We start from the raw sequence: 22658 nt of genomic DNA, 5'->3' as shown, positions 1-22658 counted from the left end.
TGGCGAGTGGAGAAGGGAAGCGCATGGGCATATTCGATTCGCTCATCGTGGCGTACCTGTTTCTGGGTAGCACGGGTGGTGGGGCGCTTGCGGTGCTCTCGTTGCTCGAGGTGCTGAACTCTCCGCGCCTTGCTGCCCGTCGTTGGCTTTTGCCGGCGGAATTCTTCGTGCGGGCATGGGCTGCATGCGCAATCGTGCTGGGGCTTTCTGTCGTGTGCTTGCTCGCCGACCTCGGCCGAATCGACCGCGCGTTTTTTCTGTTTGCGGCTTCGACTCCCTCGGCAATCGCGGTAGGCGCATGGTCGCTTGCCGTTGCGTGCGCGCTTTCGACGGTGTTCGCATGCGCAAATATGCTAGAGATGTGGGACCTACGCGAGAAGTTGGCCGTACCTGGCGGCGTTCTCGGCGTGCTTATCGGAGTCGTTGTGGTGGCATACACGGGCATACTGCTTGCTGGTCTTCCGTCGGTCGATGCGTGGCAGACGCCGCTCATACCCGCCTTGTTCGTCCTTTCGGGCATTTCGTGTGGCGTTGCTCTGTGCTTGGGCGCGTGGGCGTTTGTGGAATGCCGAGCTCCGCTTATGGGTTCGTTTATCGCCTTGTCGCGTGTGGACAGCGCCGCAGTGGCGGTTGAAGCTGCGTGCCTGGTGGCTTACGTTGCCTGGCTGTTTGCTTCGCCGACTACGTCTCAGGCCGCTTTCGCGCTCGTCGCGGGCGATTTGCGGTGGCCGTTCTGGATAGGCCTTGTGGTGTGCGGCCTGGGCATTCCGCTTGTGCTCGAGCATTTGCTCACATTCGACAACAGGCGCAGCCAGCTTTTATGGGTGGCGCTGTTTGTGCTCATTGGGGGCGTGACGCTGCGATATTCGATTGTGGGAATTTCCGCGTTCGACATAACGCAAACAGCCAATTTGGCGGACACGCTGGCTCTGCCATAGGAAAGAAACCGCAATCGCGAAAGGGGAATGCGATGCCGCTGAAAAATAGGGAAAAGCTCGATCGTCGGGCGTATGCGGACATGCCCTACGATGCACGCGACAAAGACGCCGAAATGCGCGCGGCCACGTCGTATGTGCCTCGTAAGTCGTCGCGCAATGGAGCCACGGTATTTAATATCACGGTGTTTTTACTCGTGTTCGGTGTGGTGCTGCTTGCGGCGCGCGCCGTGGCCGGGGGCGTGGGCATTCTTGAAATATCGCTCGCATTCGTTTGCGCGCTGCTTGCCGTCTCATCGGTACATATCGCGCTTTCGTGGGAGCGCGTAGTGGTGCTGCGCATGGGCAAACTTTCGCGTGTGGCGGGCCCTGGGCTGTATTTCACCATTCCCATTCTGGAGCACGGCACCATTCGCGTTGACCAGCGTACCATCGCCACGCCATTTTATGCCGAGAAAACTCTGACGGCCGACCTTGTGCCCGTCACGGTTGATGCTGTGTTGTTCTGGATGGTGTGGGATGCCGAAAAGGCTTGCGTCGAAGTCGAGGACTACTATGCGGCGGTGTCGTTTCTGGCGCAAACAGCCATGCGTGAGGCCGTGGGTCGCTCGACAGTGGCCGAGGTGGCGCTGCGTCGCGACCAACTCGACCAAGAAATCAAGGAAGAGGTAGAGCGCGAGGCCGCCGCGTGGGGCATCGGCGTAATATCGGTGAAGGTGCGCGACATTGTGATTCCCGACGATTTGCAGCACGTGATGTCTCTCGAGGCACAGGCCGACCGTGAGAAGAATGCGCGCATGACAGTGGCCTCGGCCGAGGCTGACATGGCCGACATGCTGGCTGAGGCGGCGAGCGCCTACGGCGATCCGTCGGCGGCGTTCCGTCTGCGCACCATGCTTCAGCAATACGAAACGGTGAAGGCGTCGAAGGGGACAGTGGTTACGGTGCCCAGCGCGCTTTCCGACAGCCTGGCCGATGCTATCGACAAAGAAGGGCAGCGATGAGCGAAACGCGAGCGAACAACCCCATGGCGGGTTTCCAGGTGGATCATTCCAGCGGCTTGCCTGTGTGGATTCAGGTAAAAAACCGCATCGCGTATCTCATTGGCGCAGGGAAATATCTTCCGGGTGACAAGCTGCCTACGGTGCGCGCGCTGGCTGTCGATTTGGACAGCAGCTACAACACCATCAACCGCGCTTATATGGACCTGGAACGCGAAGGCTACATCTCAACGCGCCGTGGTAAGGGCACATTCGTGTTGGAGCAAAAGGAAATCGGTGCGGCGCGCGCATACGACACGCCGGTCGAGCTACTCGTCGACGACATGATTCGCGGCTGCATTGAGGCGGGCTTGACCGACGAAGACATCGTGGCCCTGGTGGACGAGCGCCTGCTGCGCCGCCGCGATGGACGGTAAAGCGTTTCAAATGCCGTAATTGGCTCGATGACAGGCTCGCGTTTGACAGTTCAGGCAACGCCGTTAGCCTAGAGGAAACGTTATCGTCTATCGACGGTGGCGTTTTTTCGTCTTGGGTGTTCCATGCGTGCCTTGGCGAGGCCGACGATGGCGGTAATTAGCGAGATAAGAGCGGTCAGTAACTTTAATATCTCAATGTCATCGGATATGGGTACTGCCTCCCTTCTTTGGGAGGCGTTGTTCGGCGCAAAAGTCGCCGTCGAGTTGGTTCCTAACATACGACGCTCTTATTGAAATACGAATATATGTTCGATAATATTATCTTAAAGATAGAATAATCAATTTGATTGATTGTCGCAATATATTGTGACAATATGACAACTAAGGATTTGGCCAATTCTTATCAGGAGCGTTTTGTGTCGGGGGACGTGAAACGCAAGGGGCGGCTCGCGAGGGCCGCAAGGGATATCCGATAAGAACGAGCATGTCGTAAGGGGAATAAAGGGGAACGCATCGCGCGAATGCGGTGTCACGATGCGTCGCCATTGCGAATAGGCGACGCCGGCCTTTCGAAATCTTCGTGCTTCATGCAAGGGGATATCCTGACACGATCTTTGGAGGAGGAGAGATGTCAGGAGCACACGGCCCAAAAGGGCTCACGCGCCGCAATTTTCTCAAAACCACCGGCGCAGCAGGCGTAGCCGCATGCTTGAGCGCCGTGGGTACCAACTTGGCTGTCGCTGAAGAGCTCGATGACGATGAGCGTGCTGGCGACGAAGAGCGTATTTGCAGCGTCATGTGCCGTTCGAATTGCATGGGTTCGTGCCGTTGGCTCGCTCATGTGCGCGACGGCAAGGTGGTAAAGCTCGAGCCGGGCAATTACCCGAACGACGGTTACCGCGGCGGCTGCTTGAAGGGCGCGTCGTACATGGAGCGTATCTATAGTCCCACGCGCATTCAACAACCCATGCGCCGCGTGCCGGGCAGCGAGCGCGGTGCTGGAGAATGGGAGGCCATCAGCTGGGAAGAGGCCATCGAAGAGGCTGCCAAGCATATCAAGGATGCGGCCGACGCGTATGGGCCGAAGTCGGTTGTGTTTGATGCAAGCTCAGGCCAATATGGTTACATGAATGGCGTTTATAACCAATTTGCAAGATTGTCGGGCGTTATGGGCGCTACGAAAACCGCCGTATGTTACGACTACGCAGCAGGCTATGGAATCAACCGTGTGCTGGGCACGGGAGACTGGGCTTATTGCAACGAGCCCAATTCGGTGCTGGATTCTTCCATGGTAGTGGTATGGGGCACCAACCCTGTGTTCACCGCTCCGCAAAACTGGCGCTGGATTCAGTGGGCGAAGGAAAATGGCACGAAGGTTATCTGTATCGATCCCATCAAGTCGGCCACGGCGCATCGTTCCGACGAGTGGATTCAGGTAAATCCCGGCTACGATGGCTATATGGCCTTGGCCATGTCGAATTACCTTATCCAGAACGAACTGCAGAATCTCGACTTTATCAAAGAGAAGTCCACCGGCGCGTTTCTGGTTCGCGAAGATACCAAGGCTCACCTGCGTGCGAGCAATTGGCCGGCAGAAAGCGCCGCTACCTACGTCGCCACGGTTTCCGCCGTGAAAGAGAAGTATGCCGCTCAGGGCGCCGCGGTGTTGGCCGCCGCGGTTGCTGCCATTCCCAATAAGTACTACGTATGGGACTTGGACGCCAATGCGCCGAAGCTCGTTGAGGAAGCCACCAACCCTGCGCTGGAAGGCACGTTCACCACGCCTGACGGCGTGAAGGTGACCACAGCATACACCCTGCTCAAAGAGCAGCTTTCGCAATACACCATCGAAGAGGCCTCGAAGAAGACGGGCGTACCCGCCGAGCGTATCGAAGAGCTGGCTCGTTCGTTCGCCACCGAGCGTGCCGTGTCGGTGAACATCACCTACGGCCTGGACCACTACGTGAACGGCTACCTGAACACGTGGGCTGTGGCTATTTTGTTGGCGCTTACTGGTCAGTTGGGCCGCGACGGCGCTGGCTTCACGGGCGTGTTCACGCAAACTTACACGCCGGCGCTCACGTCATACTGGTTCGCTACGCCCGAGTTCAAGGAATATAACTCGCAAGTCCCCGCTGCTCGTTTGGCTGAAATGTTTGGCACTCAGAAGCTCGAGGGCAAAGACTACCCATCCAAGGTGTTGGTGTCGTATTGCAGCAATCTTATGAGCAATATGACCGGCCAAAACGAGTGGATCAACAAGGTGCTGCCCAACATGGACTACTGGATCGTGCTCGACATGGAGATGAACGATTCCGCCAGCCACGCCGACCTGGTTCTTCCTGTAGCCAGTTGGTACGAGAAAGAAGACCTGCGTACGGCGTATAACAATCCATACATGACCATCAGCGAAAAAGCCATCGACCCCCTGTACGAAACCAAAAGCGACAACGAGATTATCGGCATGCTGGGCCGCGCGTTGGGCTACGAGAAATCGTTCCCTGAAGACACATGGGACAACATGTCGTATTGGTACAAGTTGCTGTTCTCCGACAAAATCTCGCAGGCGGCCGGATACACCGAGGAGCGCTTGCGCGAAGAGAAGGTTATCAATTATACCGGCCAGGAAGAGGGCTCACCGTGGATTCGCGGCAAGAGCGCCCCGTGGCCGACGGAATCGGGGCGTGTGCAGCTGTACTACGAGAAGGTTGCGCCACGTTTGAACTACGGGCAAGACCTTTCGTCCCGTGATGCCGACGAGCATATCGTTTATTTCCGCGAACCGGACGAGTGTGGTTCGGAAAATCCGTTGGCCGAGAAATACCCGTTGGTGTATCTGCAGGAGCATTCGCGTTTCCGTATCCATACGCAGTGGTTTGAGGTGCCCGTGCTGCGCGAACTCGACCCCGAACCGCAGGGCAAAGTCAACAGCGTCGACGCCGAGGCGCGTGGCGTGAAGGACGGCGACTATATCGAGGTTTTCAACGATCGCGGCCATGCTGTGGTTAAAGCGCTCATCGACGAATCGATTGCCCCTGGCATTATTTCAATCCCGAAGGGCTGGCAGCGTTCGCAATTTAAAGCCGGGTGCTACCAAGAGCTCACCAACCCGAAAACCGACAAATATGCCGACTCTATCGCGCCGTACGACACGCGAGTTGATTTCAAGAAGTGGGAGGCCTAAGCGATGCATTACGGATTTGCTATCGATACCAAGCGCTGCATCGGTTGCCATACGTGTGCGGTTGGATGTCGCATGGAAAACCATCTGCCCAAGGGAATTTGGTGGAACCGCATTCTCACTAAAGGCGGCGAAGACATGGACACGCCCGAGGGTATTTTCCCTGATGTGACCATGTCATATGTGCCGGTTGCATGTCAGCATTGCGAAAACCCCGCGTGCGTGAAAGCGTGCCCGGTGGGTGCCACCTATAAAGACCCAGAGACGGGCGCGGTTCGTCAAGATTACGACAAGTGCATTGGTTGCCGTATGTGCGTTGCCGCTTGTCCTTACACGGGAGTGCGTTCATTCAATTGGGCGGAACCCGAATACACAATCGATTTTGAGTGTGGGGGACAGAACGTGCCTGCCCATCAGAAACATACGGTAGAGAAATGCACGATGTGCTGGCACCGCCTCGCCAAAGACGAAGAGCCCATGTGCATTCGTATGTGTCCGGAACGCGCTCGATACTGGGGCGATCTCGATGACCCCAATTCGGAAATATCCAAGGTGATTCGCGAGCGCGAGTACATGCAGCTTCTGCCTGAAAAGGGCACGAAGCCGTCCGTCTACTACCTGGTGTAAGGGAGGCCAACTATGACTGAAAATGTTTCTGCGGCTTCCACTGCCGCTGAACCCAAGCATGAGACCTGGGGCGGCAAGGGCCTGAACGCCGCCATTATCGTGGCGGCCGTGCTCACCGTCGCCGGCATCGCGTGCTGGGCCATGCAGCTTTCGGGCGGCATGGTGCAGACCGGCATGCGCAACCTCGACTCCTGGGGCCTCTACATCACGAACTTCATGTTCTTCGTCGGTCTGTCGGCCGGCGGCCTGATCATCTCGTCGGTGCCGAACGCCTTCGGCATGAAGGGCTTCGGCGGCATCTCCAAGGTCGCCATCTGGACGAGCGTGTGCTGCACCTGCGCGGCGATCGGCTTCGTCGTGGTCGACCTCGGCGGCCCGGCCCGCCTGTGGGAGCTGTTCGTGTACTCGAACTTCTCCAGCCCCCTGATGTGGGACATCCTGGTGCTCGGCACCTACCTCGTCCTGTCGGTAATCTACCTGTGGGCGTACCTGCGCGCCGAGGCCGGCCGCATGTCGCACACCGCGATCCGCGCCATCAGCGTGGTCGCGCTCATCGTGGCCATCCTCGTGCATAACGTCACCGCGTGGATCTTCAGCCTCGCCCCGGCGCACGAGTTCTGGCACACCGCGCTCATGGGCCCGTGGTTCGTGGCCTCCGCGCTCGACTGCGGCACCGCGCTCGTGCTCATCGTGTGCCTGGCGCTGCGCCGCGCGGGCTACCTCGCCCTCGACCAGAGGCATGTGGCCAACCTCGCCAAGATGCTGGCCGTGTTCGTGCTCGTCGACCTGTACTTCTACGCCTGCGACCTGCTCACGAGCGGGTACTTCGGCGGCGAGGGCACCGAAGTCGTGGCGATGCTCACCTCCGGCGCGCTTTCGCCCGTCTTCTGGACGCAGGTCGCGCTCATGGCCGTCTCGGTCGCCATCCTCGTCGTGCCGAAGCTGCGCACGACCCCCGGCGTCGTCGTGGCGTCCGTTCTCGCGATCCTCGGCGTGTTCTGCAAGCGCCTGCAGATTCTCGTGGGCGGCTTCCAGATTCCGAACCTGGATATGCCAGGCGTTACCACGCAGTATGCCATTACCAACTGGCAGGCCGGGTTTACCGGAGCCTATCAGGGCATGGTCTATGCTCCGCAGCCGATCGAATTCGGCGTCACGCTCGGCGTGCTCGCCATGTGCATTCTGTTCTTGCTGCTGGGCCTGAAGTACCTGCCCTTGAAGCCCGCCGAGAACGTCGACTAGCGCCCCTCTTTTCTTCCGAGCCGGACGCGGCCCCCCCAAACCTGCCGCGTCCGGCTCCTTTTCTATGAAAGGCTCGCCATGGTGAAAAAGCTGATATGCGTCATCGCCGCGTTCGCGCTGGCGGCGGCATGCGTTTTCCTCGCGGCGAGCGTTTCTTCGGTAAGTGTTGGCGCGCCGCAGCACATCGACGCCGCATCGCCGTGTCCTGCGACGGGCTGCGCGAGCGGGGAGTGCCACGACTACGTGAACGTTCCCGGCCCCGACGGCGTGCACGAGATGGTCTGCCCCGAGTCGACTTGCTCCTCAGTCGAGTGCCACGCATGGGACACCTTGGTCAGCGGCGGTTATCGCAGCGCGTCTGATGCCAGCTTGAATTTATGGGTGCTCGGTCCCGTAGTGTTTTTCGGCGGACTCATTTTGGTGCTGAAGAAGGTGGGGTAGTATGCCGAAGAAAGCGACGCTCGCACTCGATATTGCGGCGGCTGTGCTTGCCACGGTTGCGGTATTGCCCCAAATCACAGGAATTGCTGCGCATGAGTGGCTGGGATTGGTCGCACTCGCGGCTTTTCTTCTGCATCTCGCTGCAAGCTTGAATGCATTGTCCAGCCTGTTAAAAGCCGCCCGGTTTGGGTCGGCACTTGCGGTGGCGCGCATCGTTCTCGATGCAGCGCTGTTCATTGCGATTGCGGTTTGCATAGTATCTGGCGTGCTTATCAGTGCGACGGTCTTACCCATGTTCGGGCTGTTCGCGCCGGGCTATTTCATATGGAATCCGTTGCATGCGGCTTCGGCCAAGATTCTTTTGGCTTTGGTGCTCGTGCATGTGGCAAGCCACGCTGGCAAGCTCGTTGCCCTGGTGAAGAAATAGTCTGCGATTAAAGTCAAGCCGGGCCTTTGCGGCAACGCAGAGCCCGAGCGTTCCAAAGCTTAGCTGAATATGAAAGGCGAGGGAGCTATGAGTTCTGAAAACGAGATGTGGCCAGTGCGTGCGACGGCATGGGAGCTTGCCGCATTCAGCTTTCGCCATCCAACGCACGAGCTCGCACGGGCTATAACGAGTGGTGAGTGGTTTGATGCCGCGTGCGAGATAGGCGATGCGTTGGGCGTTATATTGCCCGAGGATTTCGGCAAGGGGTTGCCCTCGCCATCCTCATCAATTGAGGAAGTCGATGAAGATGGGTTCTTCCATCGTCTTCGCGCCGAGGCGACGCGCTTGTTCATGGGCCCCGGCGAGCCTGCCTGCAGCCCATATGAAGGTGTATGGCGCGCAAAAGCCGAGGGCGTGAAGCCTCTGCTGTTTGTGAATCCTCACTCCGTGGAAGTCGAGCGTTTCGTGAAAGACCATGGGTTTACGCGTCCCGAAGGTACCAACGAACCGCTTGACCATGTGGCTACCGAATGCGAACTTTTGCAAGCATTCGCCATGAGGGCGATGACAGATTCAGGGTCGTCCGAGGCGTATGTGCAATTTCTTGAAGAGCATTTACGTGTATGGATTGATGATTTTTGCGCTGAGTGCCAAAACGTAACGAGCGAGCCGTTCTATAAGGCTGCGGCCATCTATCTCGAAACGATTGCCAAATGCTAACTATATAAGTAGGTTTCGCTTTCGGGATGTAATGGCGAGTTCTGCAATTCGGGCGGAATAGGCTATTGCGCGCCCAAACGTATGCTGGTCTTCTCTCGTGAAAGTTTCCCGTGTCTGTTCTCGGTGTGGCATAATATCGAAAGTTATAGAAAGAATGGTCTTCGTGTGCCTGCGCGCGAAGGCGACACGTCACGGAAAGAGCCGTATGAAGTCCGAAAAAGCCGAGGCAGCAAGCCTCAAGCCTGCTCGCGACCGCAAGAAGAAAACGTCGCAGCATGTGAATCGCCGCAATGTGTGGCTGATCGTCGCCACCGTGCTTTTGGTTCTGGGGTCGGTGTTCGCGTTTATGCCGCCTCAGGAGAAGATCAACCAAGGTCTCGACATTCAGGGCGGCCTGTCGGTTGTGCTCACTGCGAAAAGCACTTCGGGCGATGCCGTTTCCAGCGAAGACATGGAAAAGTCGCGCTCCATCATTGAGAGCCGCGTTAACGCGCTCGGTGCGAGCGAGGCATCGGTTTCGCTGCAGGGCAACGACCAAATTCTCGTGCAGATTCCCGGCCTTTCCGACACCGAGGCTGCGCTCGACACCATCGGCCGTACCGGCAAGCTTGAGTTCGCGCGCCTCGATAGTTTCACCGACGAAACGGTGAAGACCAAAATCGATAACGGCCAGTATGTCACGCAGGAAACCGTGACCGACGCGGCTGGCAACAAATTCCCCACGGGCAAGCAGAGCTACGACCTCGAAGTTGCCGAGGGCACCTACACGCCGCTCGTGACCGGTTCCGACATTACGCGCGTGACGGTTGATAAGGAAAGCGAGGCGTCGGCGAACTATGCGGTCGACATCACGCTGAATTCCGAGGGCGCCAAAGCGTTTGAAGAAGCGACCCGCGACCTTGCGGCCGACCATGGCAAAATCGTCATCATCCTCGACGGCAAGGTGCAAAGCGCTCCTGCCGTGCAGGGTGTGATTTCCGGCGGCAACGTGTCCATCACAGGCAACTACACCATGGACGAAGCCAAGGCGCTGCAAACCGTGCTCGAGTCGGGTTCGCTGCCGGTGAGCTTCGAGTACGCGCAGAGCCAAACCGTTGGCCCGACGCTTGGCCAAGATGCGCTTGCTTCTGGCGTGCTCGTTGCCGCAATCGGCCTGGCACTCGTTATGCTCTACCTGCTCGTCTTCTATCATGGCTTGGGCCTTATCACCGCTGCCGCCATGGCCGTGTTCGCATGTCTGTACCTGGGCATTTTGGCGCTGCTTTCGCATTTCGGCTTGTTCAGCCTGTCCATGGCAGGTATCGCGGGCGTCGTGCTCACCATTGGTATGGCCGCCGACTCGTCGATTCTTACGCTCGAGCGTTTCCGTGAAGAAATTCGCATGGGCCGCAGTGTGCGCGCCGCGTCCATCACGGGCGTGCGCCACGGTATTCTGACCTCCATCGACGCCGACCTGGTAACGCTTGTTTCCGCGCTCACGCTATTCTTCCTGGCCAGCGCATCGGTCAAGGGCTTCGGCCTTACGCTCGCGCTTGGCATTCTGTGCGACATTGCGATGATGCTGCTGTTCAAGGCACCGATTATTCGCCTGCTCGCGCCGCGCTGCATCGCGAAGCATCCCGGCTTCTGGGGCGTGCGCGACTGCGAAAACGCTGCGCCGTATTTCCAGGGCGAGAAACGGGCCGAAAGCCGCAAAGACGTGCACGGCCGCTTCATCAAGCTTGATATCAACGTGCTGGGCTTGAAGAAGTACTTCCTGAGCGCCGCGGCTGTCGCCATGGTGCTTGTCGCTGTGATTATTGGCGTGCGCGGCCTGCAGTTCGGCATTGAGTTCGTCGGTGGCACGTCGGTCACGTTCCATGGTACCGGCGACACCACCATCGAACAGGTGCGCGACGCGTTCGACGACGCGGGCGTGAGCGATCCGGTGCTGCAAACCACGAATGCCGATGGCGATACGGGCATTCTTGCTCGCATGACCACCACCTCGGCCGAAGATGCGACGCACATCGCCAACCAGGTGGCCGACGAGTTCGGCTGGAGCACCGACAGCTTCGAGGTGACTACCATCGGTCCCGACTGGGGCGCTTCGGTCGTGCAAAGCTCGCTGCTCGCGTTCCTCGTTTCGCTGATTTTGATTATCGCGTACATCTCGATTCGCTTCCGCGATTACAAGATGGGCGTGTCGGCGGTTATCGCGCTTTTGCACGACCTCGTGCTCGTGTTTGGCGTGTACGCCCTGGTCGGCCGCGAAGTTACGCCGAATACCATCGCCGCGTTGCTTACGATTCTGGGCTATTCGCTCTACGATACCGTGGTTGTGTTCCACCGCATCAACGAGAACATGAAGGACGATTCGGTGAAGTGCACGTTCGCCACCATGGCGAATCACTCGGTCAACGAGGTGCTCATTCGTTCGCTGAACACGTCCATCACCTCGCTCATTCCGGTTGTGGCCATGCTTCTGTTCGGCGGCGAGACGCTGAAGGACTTCGCGTTGGCCATGACGGTCGGCCTGATTTCGGGTGCCTATTCGTCCTATGCCATTGCAACGCCGATTTACGTTATTTGGAAGACGCGCGAGACGCGCTATGCTAAGTTGCAACGCAAATACGGCGACACGGTGGTGCGCTGGTTCCTGAACCGTCTGCCGCGGCCCGTGAAGGCCGTTGGGGCCGAGGGCTCTGCTGCTTCGGCCGCCCCGGTTGCTGCGAATGCGACCGCTTCGATGGCTCCGAGCGCTTCTGTTGAGGCTTCTGCGGAAGGTTCGAGCGAGAACGCGACCGTCGTGGCCGCCGCGCAGCCCGTGCAGGAGACGAATCGGGCGGCAAATCATGCGACACATCGCCAGAAATCGAATCGCTCGAAGTCGGCCAATCGCAAGAAAAAATAGCCGCGTCGACGCTTAATGGCCCTATTGGCGCTTAAGATTTCCGAAAAGCCCGCATATGCATGCGGGCTTTTTTGTACGGCAATTTTGGCACGCGAGCATGCGGGCGCTGCGGCTAGAAGCCATGGGTGATTGTTGTGCTCTGATTTCATCGCGTGTCTGGTTTTGCACGCGCTCATTTCGTGATGAATTGCGGGCTTGCGCGGAACGGCTCGCGCGCTGCCGTGCGAGATGCGATAATGGACGCGATATGCGTAAGGCGGTACGGCCGCTTCAGACTAGAGAGGATGCGCAATGGCAGAAATCCGCGAGGGCTCCGCGCCCAACTTCGCCCCGCCCGTCGAAGAGGGCATGGTGTTCGAGTTCGAGGACGAGAAGGGCGAAATCTCGCAGCTTGAGTTCCTGGGCCTCATTTTGCATGATGAGCAGCGCTTCGGTTTCTTCTTCCCGGTCGATGAAGATGATCCGGCGGGCTCTTCGGGCGAAGTTTTGATTCTTGAAGTGACCGACCTCGACGAAGAGGGCCAACCCTGTGAGTTCGAGCTTCTTGACGACGAGGAAATCGCCGCCCAGATTTATGACGAATTCCGTGAGGCCACAAAAGACCTCTACGATTTCGAGTAAATTTAAAATTCTCCTTGCATTTCCGAGAGAATCCTGTATTCTATTCAAGCTGCTTAATTGAAGCACGCATGGCCTGGTCGTCTAGCGGTTTAGGACGCCGCCCTCTCAAGGCGGAGATCGGGGGTTCGAATCCCCTCCAGGCTACCATCGAATACTGCAGGTCAGGCGATTGCCTGGCCTGTTTTGGTTTTTTGTCAGGTTGTGGGGATTCGAACCGATGAGGTGGAATTCCGTCAAGAAAACTGCCCGGTGGGCAGTTTTTAGGAATTCGCCCGAAGGCTTTAGCCTGAGGGGTCTGGTCGCGCGAAGCGCGGACAGGAATCCCCTCCAGGCTACCATCGAATGTTACAGGCCAGGCGATTGCCTGGCCTGTTTTTGTTGAAAGCCCGTTCTAACGAACGGGCTTTTGTTTGAAACTGCCCGAAGCTGCGTAGTCGGAGCTCTTTTGGGTGCTGCATTTCGTTGAGAGGCTATCGGTCTACTCGCTTTGCTCGCGGGCAAATCCGCCCTTTTGTTCTGGCTCGTCTCCGTCGTTCGATGAGTGCTTCCATCTTCATCTCTCCTGTCATAAAAAGCCGAAATGGGGCCTCATTGCAGCCTTATTTTGGGGAAGAATTGTCGGTTTTGACGCTGCATAAAAAACACTCGTTCTTAAAAGGCCAGGTCAAACGAATCAAGGCACGCTTTACGTACCTCAATAGCCTCCTCTGGGGCGTTTCGTTGCGGCGCTGAGAGGCCCCATTGTGGCGTATTCTGACAATATGAGCCGCAATCGCTGCAATGAGGCCCCATTGTACGGTTTTCTGCCATCGGCCGATAGTTGCCGATTGTTGTCCGGCGCAATTCGCCGATGAGTTTCGGCGGCGGGCATTCAACGCATCGCCCGCTTTCCAATTGGCTCGATAGCTCTTCCGCTCGATTGGGCCGGAATCGCGCACTCCTTCGTATTCGTTGCTGTCGGCGCGGGCTGATGCTTTCCGGCCTCCTGTGCCATTCAATGTTGGCTTTCTATCTTGTGGGGTGTCTTGGTCGTTTTCTTCTTGGTTGCATTTGCTTTGGGGCGAAATAAAAAGCCCGTCAAGGTAGAAAACCGCAACTAGGGGGCAAACCTATTCCGAGCCTTAGCCGTCCCGGACGCCTCTAGTCTGTCCAGGAATTGTTCAGGGCTGTTTTGTGCGCAGCCGGCGCCTCCGTCAACTGTCGACAGAAAAATCGCGCCGCATTTATGCGGCGCGATCACTAGCATACGATGATTTCTGGGTCGCTGCCGTGGAACTTGTTCGGAATGGGAGCGTTGCATTCATACGCTATGCCCATGGCTGGGCCGACGTGCACGCCAATGACAGGGCTCGCCGGCACAACGCGGGGCATGAACCCGATAAGCGGTGCCACTTTCTCTTCGGCCCATTGCATAGCCGGCGCTTTGCTGCCAATGTAATGGACGACGAGATTCTTAAGGCCGCTCGGCGCCGTATCTTCGCCGAGCACCTGGAGCATTTTTGCAAGGGCTTTTTTCTGCGTGCGGCACTTCGAGAAGGTGCTCGCTTCGCCATCGTTTACGGTGAGCACGGGCGTGAGGCTTATCATGTTGCCGATGAGCGCGGCGGCTTTTCCGATGCGGCCGCCCTTCTGCAAGAACAGCAGCGATTCGGGGGCGAACACGAATCGCGTGGAATGCAGGCTTGTGTTCGCCGCCTGAATGCAGTCGTCGAGGCTGGCGCCCGTTTTTGCGATGCTTTCGACAACTTCGCGAACCTTGCCCAGCGGCGGCTGGCTCGAGGTGGGAATGTTGTCGGCCATTTCATAGATATCTTTATAGAAGGCATCGAGGTCGGTTTCCGATTCGACGAGCTCTTCGCCATCCCTATTGATGATGAGCGAGGCAGCTTCGATGCCGAGCTCGGCGCGAATGTCCTGGGGAATGGACGAGGTTGAGTCGGTGATGATTCGAACCAATTTGTGACCTCCAAGTGCTCGTTATCGCGGTGAAAGGGCTTTTAGCGGAAGATTCGATGTGGTTTCCGCTTTGGTCCGATCGTATTCGCTCGCGGTTGATGGTGCGAGCGCGCCAGTGTGGCGCCGCGCTAGAAAGTATTTGTTTCAGCTGCGATGGCGCGAAGCTGTTCTTTTCCCACGATTCTAGCATGCCTGCCGCGAAGAAACGCGCAATGCGGAAGGGTTGAAGAAGATTCTGCGTATTGCCAAGCTTTGCCAAAGGCGTCGTCGTGACGGTTGCGCCCTAGATTTCCAAATAGCCCCCTGTGATGCTTTCCCGGTTTGCGGCGATTTCCTCGGGCGTGCCGCACGCCACGATGCGTCCACCCGCTTTGCCGCCCTGCGGACCCATGTCGATCACGTAATCGGCGTTCGCGATGAAATCGAGGTCGTGCTCGACCACCACCACGGTAGCGCCCTGTTCAACGAGTCGCTGAAATACGCCGAGGAGCGTTTCCACATCGCGCGGGTGCAGGCCAATAGTGGGCTCGTCGAACACGAACACGGCATCGGCCTGCCCGCGGCCCATCTCGCTTGCAAGTTTCAAACGCTGCGCCTCGCCGCCCGAAAGCGCGGGCGTGGCTTCGCCGAGCGTGAGATACCCCAAGCCCAGGTCATGCAGGGTTTGCAACTTTTTGTGCGCCTTCTTGACGTCGGCCACATGCGGAAGGGCTTCGTCGACGGAAAGCGCGAGCAGGTGCGGCAAACTGAGCGCCTGGTCATCGGGCGCGCCTTTTTCAGGTCGGCGAATTTTCTCGGCAGCGGTGTCGTAGCGCGATCCGCGGCAGTCGGGGCAGGCGATGTCGACGTCGGGCAGGAATTGCACGTCGAGTGAGATTTGGCCTGTGCCGTCGCATGTCGCGCAGCGAAGGCTTCCCGTGTTGTATGAGAAATCGCCCATCTTCAGCCCGGCTGCTTTCGCGGAATCGGTGCGCGCGTATGCGCGGCGCATATCGTCGAGCGCGCCGCAATACGTGGCGACCGTCGAGCGCACGTTGATGCCGATGGGGGTGGCGTCGATGAGGTTCGCGCGGCGAATGCCCTCGGCCTCAATTGCGGTGACATGCTCGGGAAGCGTTTGGCCTGCCGCCGCCGCGGTAAGCGCGGGAATGAGCGTCTCGAGCACGAGCGTCGTTTTGCCTGAGCCCGATACACCCGTCACGGCAATGAGCCGGCCTTTGGGAATATCGATCGCGAAGGGCTTCACGGTGTGAAGCCCGCTTGACTCAAGATGGATGCGGCCCAGGTCAAACATCTGTTCCGCAGGCGTTTTCGGCCGGGCTGCGACGCGCGCGGCTTCCGAAAGATAGGGGCCGATAATTGATTCGGAATCGTTTGCAACTTCTTCAACCGAGCCTTGCGCTACCAAGGCGCCGCCGCGGGCGCCTGCTTCGGGGCCCATCTCAACAAGATAGTCGGCCGCGCGAAGGATGCGCGTGTCGTGATCGACCATCACCACCGAGTTGCCGTCGGCGATGAGGTCGCGCATAACGCCCAAAAGCCCGTCGATGTTGGCGGGGTGCAAACCGATAGAAGGCTCGTCCATCACGTACAGCACGCCCGTAGTTCGATTTCGCACCGAGCGCGCGAGTTGCACGCGCTGGCGCTCTCCGGTGGAGAGAGTCGCGCCTGCTCGGTCGAGGGACAAATATCCCAAGCCGAGTTCGAGCAAGCGTCGAGCCGTGCTTTCGAACGATTCGCAAATCGATTTCGCCATGGGGCGCATTTCTTCGGGAAGGCTTGCAGGCACGCCTGCGACCCATGCCACCGCTTCCTCGAGCGTCATTTCCGTTGCTTGTGCCAGATTGATGCCGCGAACGATCGGCTGCCGCGCGGCCAGGGATAGGCGCGTGCCAGCGCAGTCGGGGCAGGGGCCTTCCGTCAAATACTTCGCCACACGGCGCAGGCCCTTCTCGTCTTTCGCCTTGGCGAGGGAGTTTTCCACGGTGCGCACGGCATTGTAGTAGGTGAAGTCGAGTTCGGCGAAGTTCTCGCCCTTCTTCGCCTTGTAGAGGATGTGCTTCTTCTCGGCCGGCCCGTTGAAGACGATGTCGCGTTCGGCGTCTGTGAGCTCGCGAAACGGCACGTTCGTGCGCACGCCCATGGCGCCGCACACCTGCTTCATGAGGTCCCACATGAGTGTGCCCCATACCACCACGGCGCCCTCGTCGATGGTTTTGCTTTCGTCGGGCACGAGCGCGGCGCGATTCACGGTGCGTGCGATGCCGGTTCCGCTGCAGGTTGGACAGGCGCCTTCACTGTTGAACGCGAGCGATTCGGCGCCGGGGCCGAAGAATTCGCTGCCGCAATGTGGGCACGAAATGGGCAGCTCGGCAGCTACGTTAAGGCTTGGGGGCACATGTTTGCCGCAGTGCGGGCACATGTGGCTGCCGACACGTGAGAACAGAAGGCGCAGGCTATTCAAAAGTTCGCTTGAAGTGCCGAATGTGGAACGCACGCCCGGCACCGCCGGGCGCTGGTGCAACGCGAGCGCAGCGGGCACGTAGCGAACGTCGTCGACTGAGGCCTTGCTAGCTTGCGCGATACGTCGGCGCGTATAGGTGGAAAGCGCCTCGAGGTAGCGCCTCGAGCCTTCGGCATAGAGCACGCCGAGCGCGAGCGAGCTTTTGCCTGAACCCGATACGCCCGCGATGCCCACGAGCTCGCCGAGCGGAATATCCATGTTCACGTTCTTCAGATTGTGCACACGGGCGCCGCGCACTTCAATGTGGTCGATGTTCTGCATGATTTCCTTTGCCTTAGGGCTCGTGTCGTTTTCTCTTATTGATTATGCCACGACGACGGCGTGTGGCGGGGAAGGGGCTGCGTGGGTCGGAATGCGCTTTCGCGAAAAGCCGTGCTGATTTGAATGGAATGCGAGGTGTTAGGGGCGGGATTTAAACGAAAATCGGGTAAAGAGCGACCTGGATGGTGCGAAAGCCATGCCGTTCTAGGCGGGGTGCGAAATGCCAGAGGTGCGATTTGGGCGAAGGCCAAGCGCAAATCGACCTGGGTGGCTTGGAGCGCAACGGTTCCAGTGGTGACGGGATCCAGGCCGAGGAGTGCTTATAGGTGCCGATTCTAGCGAGGCGGCGTCGATTCGCTTGCGCGGAATAGCATGAAAGGCAGGAAATGCGGTGGTGCGATCTTGGCGCTGATTGGCGATTCGGCTGCTTGAATTCCGTGAGGCCGCGGCATTCCCGCTCGCTATTGCAGCAGGTATTTCGTGAGTTCCGCGCGGCTTGCGATGCCGAGCTTCGCGTATGCCATCGACAGGCGGTTTTTCACGGTGCCGGTTGAAATGTCCAGATGATTGGCGATTTCGGTGTTCGACCACCCGCGGCTTGCGAGCATGGCGATGCTGAATTCGGTGGTGGTGAGGTCGCTCGTCACGTGCGCGCCCGTCTCGGGGTTATGCAGGCGCCGCCATCCCTCGCTGAAGCGATAGGTGATATCGATCACGCGCGCGTAGTGCTCGGGATAGTCTTCCTTCAGGCATGTTTCGAGCACGCCCTGTAAAAGTCCATGGTGCTCGCCGATTTCTTCAATCAGGTTGTCGGCCAAGGCAATGTCCCACGCGCCCATAAAATGGCGTCGTGCGGCTTCGGCGTCTCTCAGGTTCACCTGCCCCATGGCTGCGACAAGGTGCAGAAACTGCTCCGCGATGGGATATCGCCCCTGTTTCGTCATGAGCGCGGCTTCGGCCATGCCCACACAGCGGCCGTATTCGCCAAAAAGGTACGCGTGGTGGGCGAGCGCGTAAATCCCGAAAAGGCGCAGGTCTTCGGGTAGTGCGGCGATGTGCTTCGCGAATGTGCCCGGTGGATAGGGGGCGGGCAGGTGCAGGAGCACGCTCGAGGCGGCGTCGAAGAGCATGTATGAAGCATGCAGCGCCGGTGTCGTCTTGATTGATTCATCGTTGCGCATTGCTGTGATGTTCGCGAGGCATTCTCTCGTTTCCCAAATTTTTCCCAGGGTAAGATCTGCGTATGCGCAAATGAAATTCGCCGAGATGCGTAAAGCGGGATTGGAGTGGTCCAAGAATGGCGCCGCGTTGGCGTGCGCTTTTTCGGGCTGTCCTCGGAAGTAATGCGCTTCCGCTCGGGCGATGCGGCCTAGTTCGACATCGTGCGCGGCGATATGCGCTACGGCTTCATCGAGCTTGCCTGGTTCGGCGACAGCGGACATGAGCGGCATAGGAAGCCGTGTTTCGATAAAACTGTATGTACGCTCGGGCATAGGGCCTCCTTTGGCCGAATGCGGAAAAGAGGAGGTTTGAGCAACCTCCTCAATAATAACGCGGCGCGCCGCGGTGAGCGTTTTTGTTTCGGTTATTATCGCGTTAATGTTCGTCGGCGGCGTCGAGTTCTACTTTGCGTTAGCGTTCGTCGGTTGCGTCAAGCTCCGCTTCGATTTTGGCGCGGCGATGTTTCGCCTCGTAGAACGCCAGACACAGCGCACCGAACGTGGCGGCGAAAATCGTAACGCCGAAAACCACGCCTGTCGCCAGGTTTGCCGCCCAGAAAATGTCTTCGAACGGTACGATTTGCGCTTCGGCAATGCAGCGCATGGCGGCAATGGCAAGCGCGCTTGCGGCACCCGAGATGCCGGCGATGAGCAGAAAGTAACCAGCGGGAAGGTTCTCGGTTTGGCCAAAACGGTTGGTGTCGACGTAGCCCTTTCGCGTTTGCAGCACGGCGCATATAAGCATTACGATGAAAAGCCACGCGTACATGGCGGCGTCAACGGGGCTCGCGAACAGGTGGAACGCGTTGTTGGCACCATTGTGCACCCACGCAACCTGTTGGGCGATGATTTCATATGCGAGCAGTGCCAGCATGCCGAACGAGAGCAGTATAAAGCCGAACTCGTAGATTTTGGCGTTCTCGGCTTCCAGACGCTCGTCTTTCGGACCTGCATATTCGCGCCATTTTTGCACGATTTTCATGTTCTGCATTTTCATGGTTCGCTCCTAAAAGAAGAAGGGGTTGGTGTTGGTGTCACCGTCGTCTTCCCAAAACAGATCGTTCAGGGTGACGTGCAGCGTTTTGCAGATAGCCACGCATAAATTGAGCGTGGGATTGTAGCCGCCCGCCTCGATAAGGCCGATGGTTTGGCGCGTAACGCCCACGGCTTCGGCGAGGTCGGTTTGCGAAAGGCCGGCTGCCGCACGTGCCGCCTTCATGCGTAGGTTTTTCTTGCCCGGCATGGGTTTCCTTTCATTTTATGGACATATATCCGTTGCAACATGACAGAAATATATGGCATATGGGACGAAATGTCAACTATAGATTGCATTATGAAAGAAAGAGCTGCTATGAGTTCGAAAGTGCGCTTTCAGAATGGCGCTTGGCGGTTGATCGTCGCTCAAATGACATTTGGCCAGCGCCCGCGGCACGACCGATTCCTGCCCGCAGTGCGTTCGAATCGTTGCCTGCGCCGTGTTTACATCGCGCCCGTTCGCATTCGGCCGTTGTCGGCTGGGAACGGCTCAAGCGCAAGCGCGGCACGCCCGCCATCTCCAACCCGGGTTTGGCCCTACTCAAGTGGCGTCTGCGTCATGGTTGGGCCCTATCAACCTGCGCGGCCATCGGCTTCGTCGTGGTCGACCTCGCGCGGCTCGTTCGCATTGCGTTTGCTCACGTACGCTTGTCCTAATTGCTACGATTCGGGGGCGTACTTCCAAATCGAGAAGTGCTGCGGATGGGCATATACGGTAATCGCTCTGCCCGTTGCCGTGCGGTACTCCTGAAATTCGCCCTGGCGAACGAGGCTCCACCCAGTGCGTCCGATATAGGAATACGTTTCGCCGTTGTCGGACATATGGACAAGCGTAATCGGGCGGCGCACCTCGTTTTCGATTTTCATGATGAACTGCATGAGCACGTTGGTATCGAAGGGGTTGAAAAGGTACAGGTGTGTGTAGGGGGCAAGTGGAGTTTCGAGTGCGCTTCCGCAGAGTACGTCGACGTTGGTGAAGCGCCGCGACCAGTTGCGCGCGTATTCGGCGATATCGGGGTCGAGCTCGATGCCCGTGGCGTGGCCGGAAAGCTTCGATTGGATGAAAAACGACAGCGCGCGACCTGTGCCGCATCCTACGTCAAGAAGGTGGGATTCTTCAGAAAAATCCAGTTCAGAAAAAAGGTTTTCCAAAACGAAGTACGGCGTGGGCGTGGGGTCGTGGGCGCCCTGCTTCGCGAAGCGTGTCGTACCGGGTTCGGCCAGCGAGCAACCGCACAGCGCGCAATCGCGGCGCTCATCGGCGGCGAAGAGTTGGTCTTTATTGGAAACGTTCAGAGGCGCTGACATGCGCCGTGCGTGGTTTGCGTTCATGCTTGCTCGATTCTATTCGTCCAGCTCGATGCGCAAACCGCTTTTGGTCGCTTTGATGACGTTTTCGCCGAGCTCTTCCTGCATCTTGAGCAGCGGGCTCCCGTGCTACCAAAGCCCCAGCATATGCTGGGCGCCAAGGCTCATCGACGCGATGGCAATCCAGCAGGCGGCACCGAGCACGATGGGGTTCGCGCCCGATTTCACCAACCCAACGACGTCGGTATTCAGGCCTATGGCGGCCATTGCCATAACGATGAAGAACTTGCTTGCGAGCTTAAGGGGCTCGAAAACGGCCATGTCAACGCCGGTTGCGCTTGCCACGGTGGCGACAATCGATGCGCACAGGAACAATACGATGAACGTTGGCAGCGCGCGCTTCAGACTAAAGCCATTTTGTGTGGGTTGCCCGTTTGTACCTGCGGTTTTCTTTTCGCGCGAAGCAACCCAAAGTGCCAGCACGAACGTGATGGGGATAATTGCCAAGGTTCGCGTGAGCTTCACGATGGTGGCGTAATCGAGCGCATGAGCGCCTTCGTGCATGCCGTCCCATACGGCCGCCGCGGCGGTGACAGACGAGGTGTCATTCACGGCGGTGCCTGCGAACAGGCCGAACCCGTCGTTGGTCATGCCGATTGCGTCGCCGAGCGTCGGAAAAATGAGCGCGGCCAAAACGTTGAATAGAAACACGACCGAGATGGCATGGGCGACCTCTTGGTCGTTGGCTTTGATGACGGGAGCGGTGGCGGCAATTGCCGAGCCGCCGCAAATGGACGATCCCACGCCGATAAGCGTTGCGGTGCGATTGGGCACATGCAGCGCACGGCACAAGATGAATGCCGTGAGCAACGATGCCGTGATGGTCGATACGATAACGGGCAGCGAGGTTGCGCCGACTTGGGCTATTTGGGTGAGCGGCAAGCCGAATCCGAGCAAAACCACGGCGGTCTGCAGAATCTTCTTCGATGTGAATTTGATTCCCGCCGCAGCGCTGCCTTTGTCTTTCCAGAATACGCCGATAATCATGCCGGAGAGAATGGCGAATACTGCGCCGCCGACGATAGGAACGGCGGTTCCCAAAAACCAGCAGACAGCGGCGAGCGCGGCGCTTGTGGCAATGCCGGGCGCAAGGGTGCGAATAGTGCTCATGGAGTTCTTTCTAGATTGGAGGACGGACGGTGAAGTTCGGCCGTGATGGGGGACTAACTATACGCCAATTCGCGTTTGCGCGTCGTGCGGGGCGCTTTCTGCCGCATGCGCATGTCGCGTTCTGCATGCCTTCTTCATGTTCTGGACAAATCGGGTGCCGTCCTTTGCTGACAGCGGCCGTTTCGAATGCGGTGTGGCCTCTTTCGGGCTCATGAGCCCTTTGTTTTCTGTAGCCCGAATGAAGGTAGAAGGTAAAAAGGAAGGAGCCCCTCGGGGCTCCTTCCTGCTTGAGTTGCTTTTGCCACGCGCGTTTCGATTTCGTGCGGCTGTATTTTGCATCGCCATGTGCTCCGTGGCCGCAAACATAGCCGTTGTAGCGCGGCTTCTTGGCCAAGGTTGCCTCTCTGGCAGACATACGCCAAACGGCGCCCGATTTCGGTGCGCGCTTTTTGCGTTTTGCAGACATCGCTCCCACCTCCTCTCGCCAACGGGTTGCGTGCCCAAGAGTCCGAATAATAGCAGTTTTGCTGAACATGCGCGGAACGAAGCGATGTGCTGAGCGAGACAAGGTGCGGAACGGGGCAAGGTGCTAAACGATGTGGAGCGCTAAACGAGATACGGCGATGAATCTCATGGCTGGGTTTATCGGTGCTGTATGCGGCTTGTTTACTATTATCCCA

At 58.3% G+C, this 22658-nt stretch carries 18 protein-coding genes and 1 tRNA gene; 12 read left to right on the top strand and 7 right to left on the bottom strand.

Features of this window, described 5'->3' with window-relative positions; translation table 11 throughout:
* Positions 1 to 23 precede the first annotated feature (23 nt).
* The 12 genes from nrfD (DMP05_RS06840) (at position 24) to DMP05_RS06785 (ending at position 12651) form a co-directional block, all read left to right on the top strand.
* Positions 24 to 938: an NrfD/PsrC family molybdoenzyme membrane anchor subunit gene (gene nrfD / locus DMP05_RS06840; protein WP_161957492.1), complete on the top strand. Its 915-nt coding sequence runs from the start codon at positions 24 to 26 to the stop codon at positions 936 to 938.
* 32 nt (positions 939 to 970) lie between these two features.
* The gene (locus DMP05_RS06835; RefSeq protein ID WP_123219740.1) at positions 971 to 1939 is read left to right on the top strand and encodes a slipin family protein; all 969 of its coding nucleotides are present in this window, start codon (positions 971 to 973) and stop codon (positions 1937 to 1939) included.
* The gene (locus DMP05_RS06830) at positions 1936 to 2352 is read left to right on the top strand and encodes a GntR family transcriptional regulator (protein ID WP_123219739.1); all 417 of its coding nucleotides are present in this window, start codon (positions 1936 to 1938) and stop codon (positions 2350 to 2352) included. The genes DMP05_RS06835 and DMP05_RS06830 overlap by 4 nt, the downstream gene beginning before the upstream one ends.
* A gap of 628 nt (positions 2353 to 2980) precedes the next feature.
* Positions 2981 to 5536, top strand: coding sequence for a molybdopterin-dependent oxidoreductase (locus DMP05_RS06825; RefSeq protein WP_123219738.1), 2556 nt, complete (start codon positions 2981 to 2983; stop codon positions 5534 to 5536).
* Positions 5537 to 5539: 3 nt separating this feature from the next.
* A complete protein-coding gene (locus DMP05_RS06820; RefSeq protein WP_114615878.1) occupies positions 5540 to 6160 on the top strand; it encodes a 4Fe-4S dicluster domain-containing protein in 621 nt (206 codons plus the stop codon).
* 12 nt (positions 6161 to 6172) lie between these two features.
* On the top strand, positions 6173 to 7402 hold the full coding sequence (nrfD, locus tag DMP05_RS06815; protein ID WP_123219737.1) for an NrfD/PsrC family molybdoenzyme membrane anchor subunit: 1230 nt from the start codon (positions 6173 to 6175) through the stop codon (positions 7400 to 7402).
* A 78-nt stretch (positions 7403 to 7480) separates the two neighbouring features.
* Positions 7481 to 7843, top strand: a complete 363-nt coding sequence (locus tag DMP05_RS06810; protein ID WP_123219736.1) for a hypothetical protein — start codon at positions 7481 to 7483, stop codon at positions 7841 to 7843.
* 1 nt (position 7844) lies between these two features.
* Positions 7845 to 8270, top strand: coding sequence for a DUF4405 domain-containing protein (locus DMP05_RS06805; RefSeq protein WP_123219735.1), 426 nt, complete (start codon positions 7845 to 7847; stop codon positions 8268 to 8270).
* An 87-nt stretch (positions 8271 to 8357) separates the two neighbouring features.
* Positions 8358 to 8990, top strand: coding sequence for a TorD/DmsD family molecular chaperone (locus DMP05_RS06800; protein ID WP_123219734.1), 633 nt, complete (start codon positions 8358 to 8360; stop codon positions 8988 to 8990).
* A gap of 205 nt (positions 8991 to 9195) precedes the next feature.
* Positions 9196 to 11883, top strand: a complete 2688-nt coding sequence (gene secD / locus DMP05_RS06795; RefSeq protein WP_123219733.1) for a protein translocase subunit SecD — start codon at positions 9196 to 9198, stop codon at positions 11881 to 11883.
* 291 nt (positions 11884 to 12174) lie between these two features.
* Entirely contained in the window at positions 12175 to 12504 is a 330-nt protein-coding gene (locus DMP05_RS06790) for a DUF1292 domain-containing protein (RefSeq protein ID WP_123219732.1), read from the top strand.
* A gap of 70 nt (positions 12505 to 12574) precedes the next feature.
* Positions 12575 to 12651: transfer RNA gene (locus DMP05_RS06785), tRNA-Glu, on the top strand.
* Positions 12652 to 13743: 1092 nt separating this feature from the next.
* On the opposite strand, the gene DMP05_RS06780 is transcribed toward DMP05_RS06785, so the two are convergent.
* The 7 genes from DMP05_RS06780 to DMP05_RS06745 all read right to left on the bottom strand — a co-directional run bounded on the left by DMP05_RS06780 (position 13744) and on the right by DMP05_RS06745 (position 21978).
* Positions 13744 to 14460 (bottom strand): DegV family protein, encoded by a 717-nt coding sequence (locus DMP05_RS06780; RefSeq protein ID WP_123219731.1) that lies wholly within the window; start codon positions 14458 to 14460, stop codon positions 13744 to 13746.
* Positions 14461 to 14743: 283 nt separating this feature from the next.
* Complete coding sequence (locus DMP05_RS06775; protein WP_123219730.1) at positions 14744 to 17245, bottom strand: excinuclease ABC subunit UvrA; 2502 nt, start codon at positions 17243 to 17245, stop codon at positions 14744 to 14746.
* A 461-nt stretch (positions 17246 to 17706) separates the two neighbouring features.
* Positions 17707 to 18738, bottom strand: a complete 1032-nt coding sequence (locus tag DMP05_RS06770; protein WP_123219729.1) for a helix-turn-helix transcriptional regulator — start codon at positions 18736 to 18738, stop codon at positions 17707 to 17709.
* Between the two features lie 139 nt (positions 18739 to 18877).
* A complete protein-coding gene (locus tag DMP05_RS06765; RefSeq protein ID WP_148039707.1) occupies positions 18878 to 19447 on the bottom strand; it encodes a hypothetical protein in 570 nt (189 codons plus the stop codon).
* 24 nt (positions 19448 to 19471) lie between these two features.
* Positions 19472 to 19708: a helix-turn-helix transcriptional regulator gene (locus tag DMP05_RS06760; protein ID WP_123219727.1), complete on the bottom strand. Its 237-nt coding sequence runs from the start codon at positions 19706 to 19708 to the stop codon at positions 19472 to 19474.
* Between the two features lie 452 nt (positions 19709 to 20160).
* Positions 20161 to 20832, bottom strand: coding sequence for a class I SAM-dependent methyltransferase (locus DMP05_RS06750; protein ID WP_244595083.1), 672 nt, complete (start codon positions 20830 to 20832; stop codon positions 20161 to 20163).
* 105 nt (positions 20833 to 20937) lie between these two features.
* The gene (locus DMP05_RS06745; protein ID WP_123219725.1) at positions 20938 to 21978 is read right to left on the bottom strand and encodes a YeiH family protein; all 1041 of its coding nucleotides are present in this window, start codon (positions 21976 to 21978) and stop codon (positions 20938 to 20940) included.
* Between the last annotated feature and the right edge of the window lie 680 nt (positions 21979 to 22658).

It is taken from the genome of Slackia isoflavoniconvertens, assembly GCF_003725955.1.
In the GTDB taxonomy this organism is placed as follows: domain Bacteria; phylum Actinomycetota; class Coriobacteriia; order Coriobacteriales; family Eggerthellaceae; genus Slackia; species Slackia isoflavoniconvertens.
Note: the sequence above shows the minus strand (reverse complement) of the source record. Positions and strands in the feature narration are given on the sequence as shown.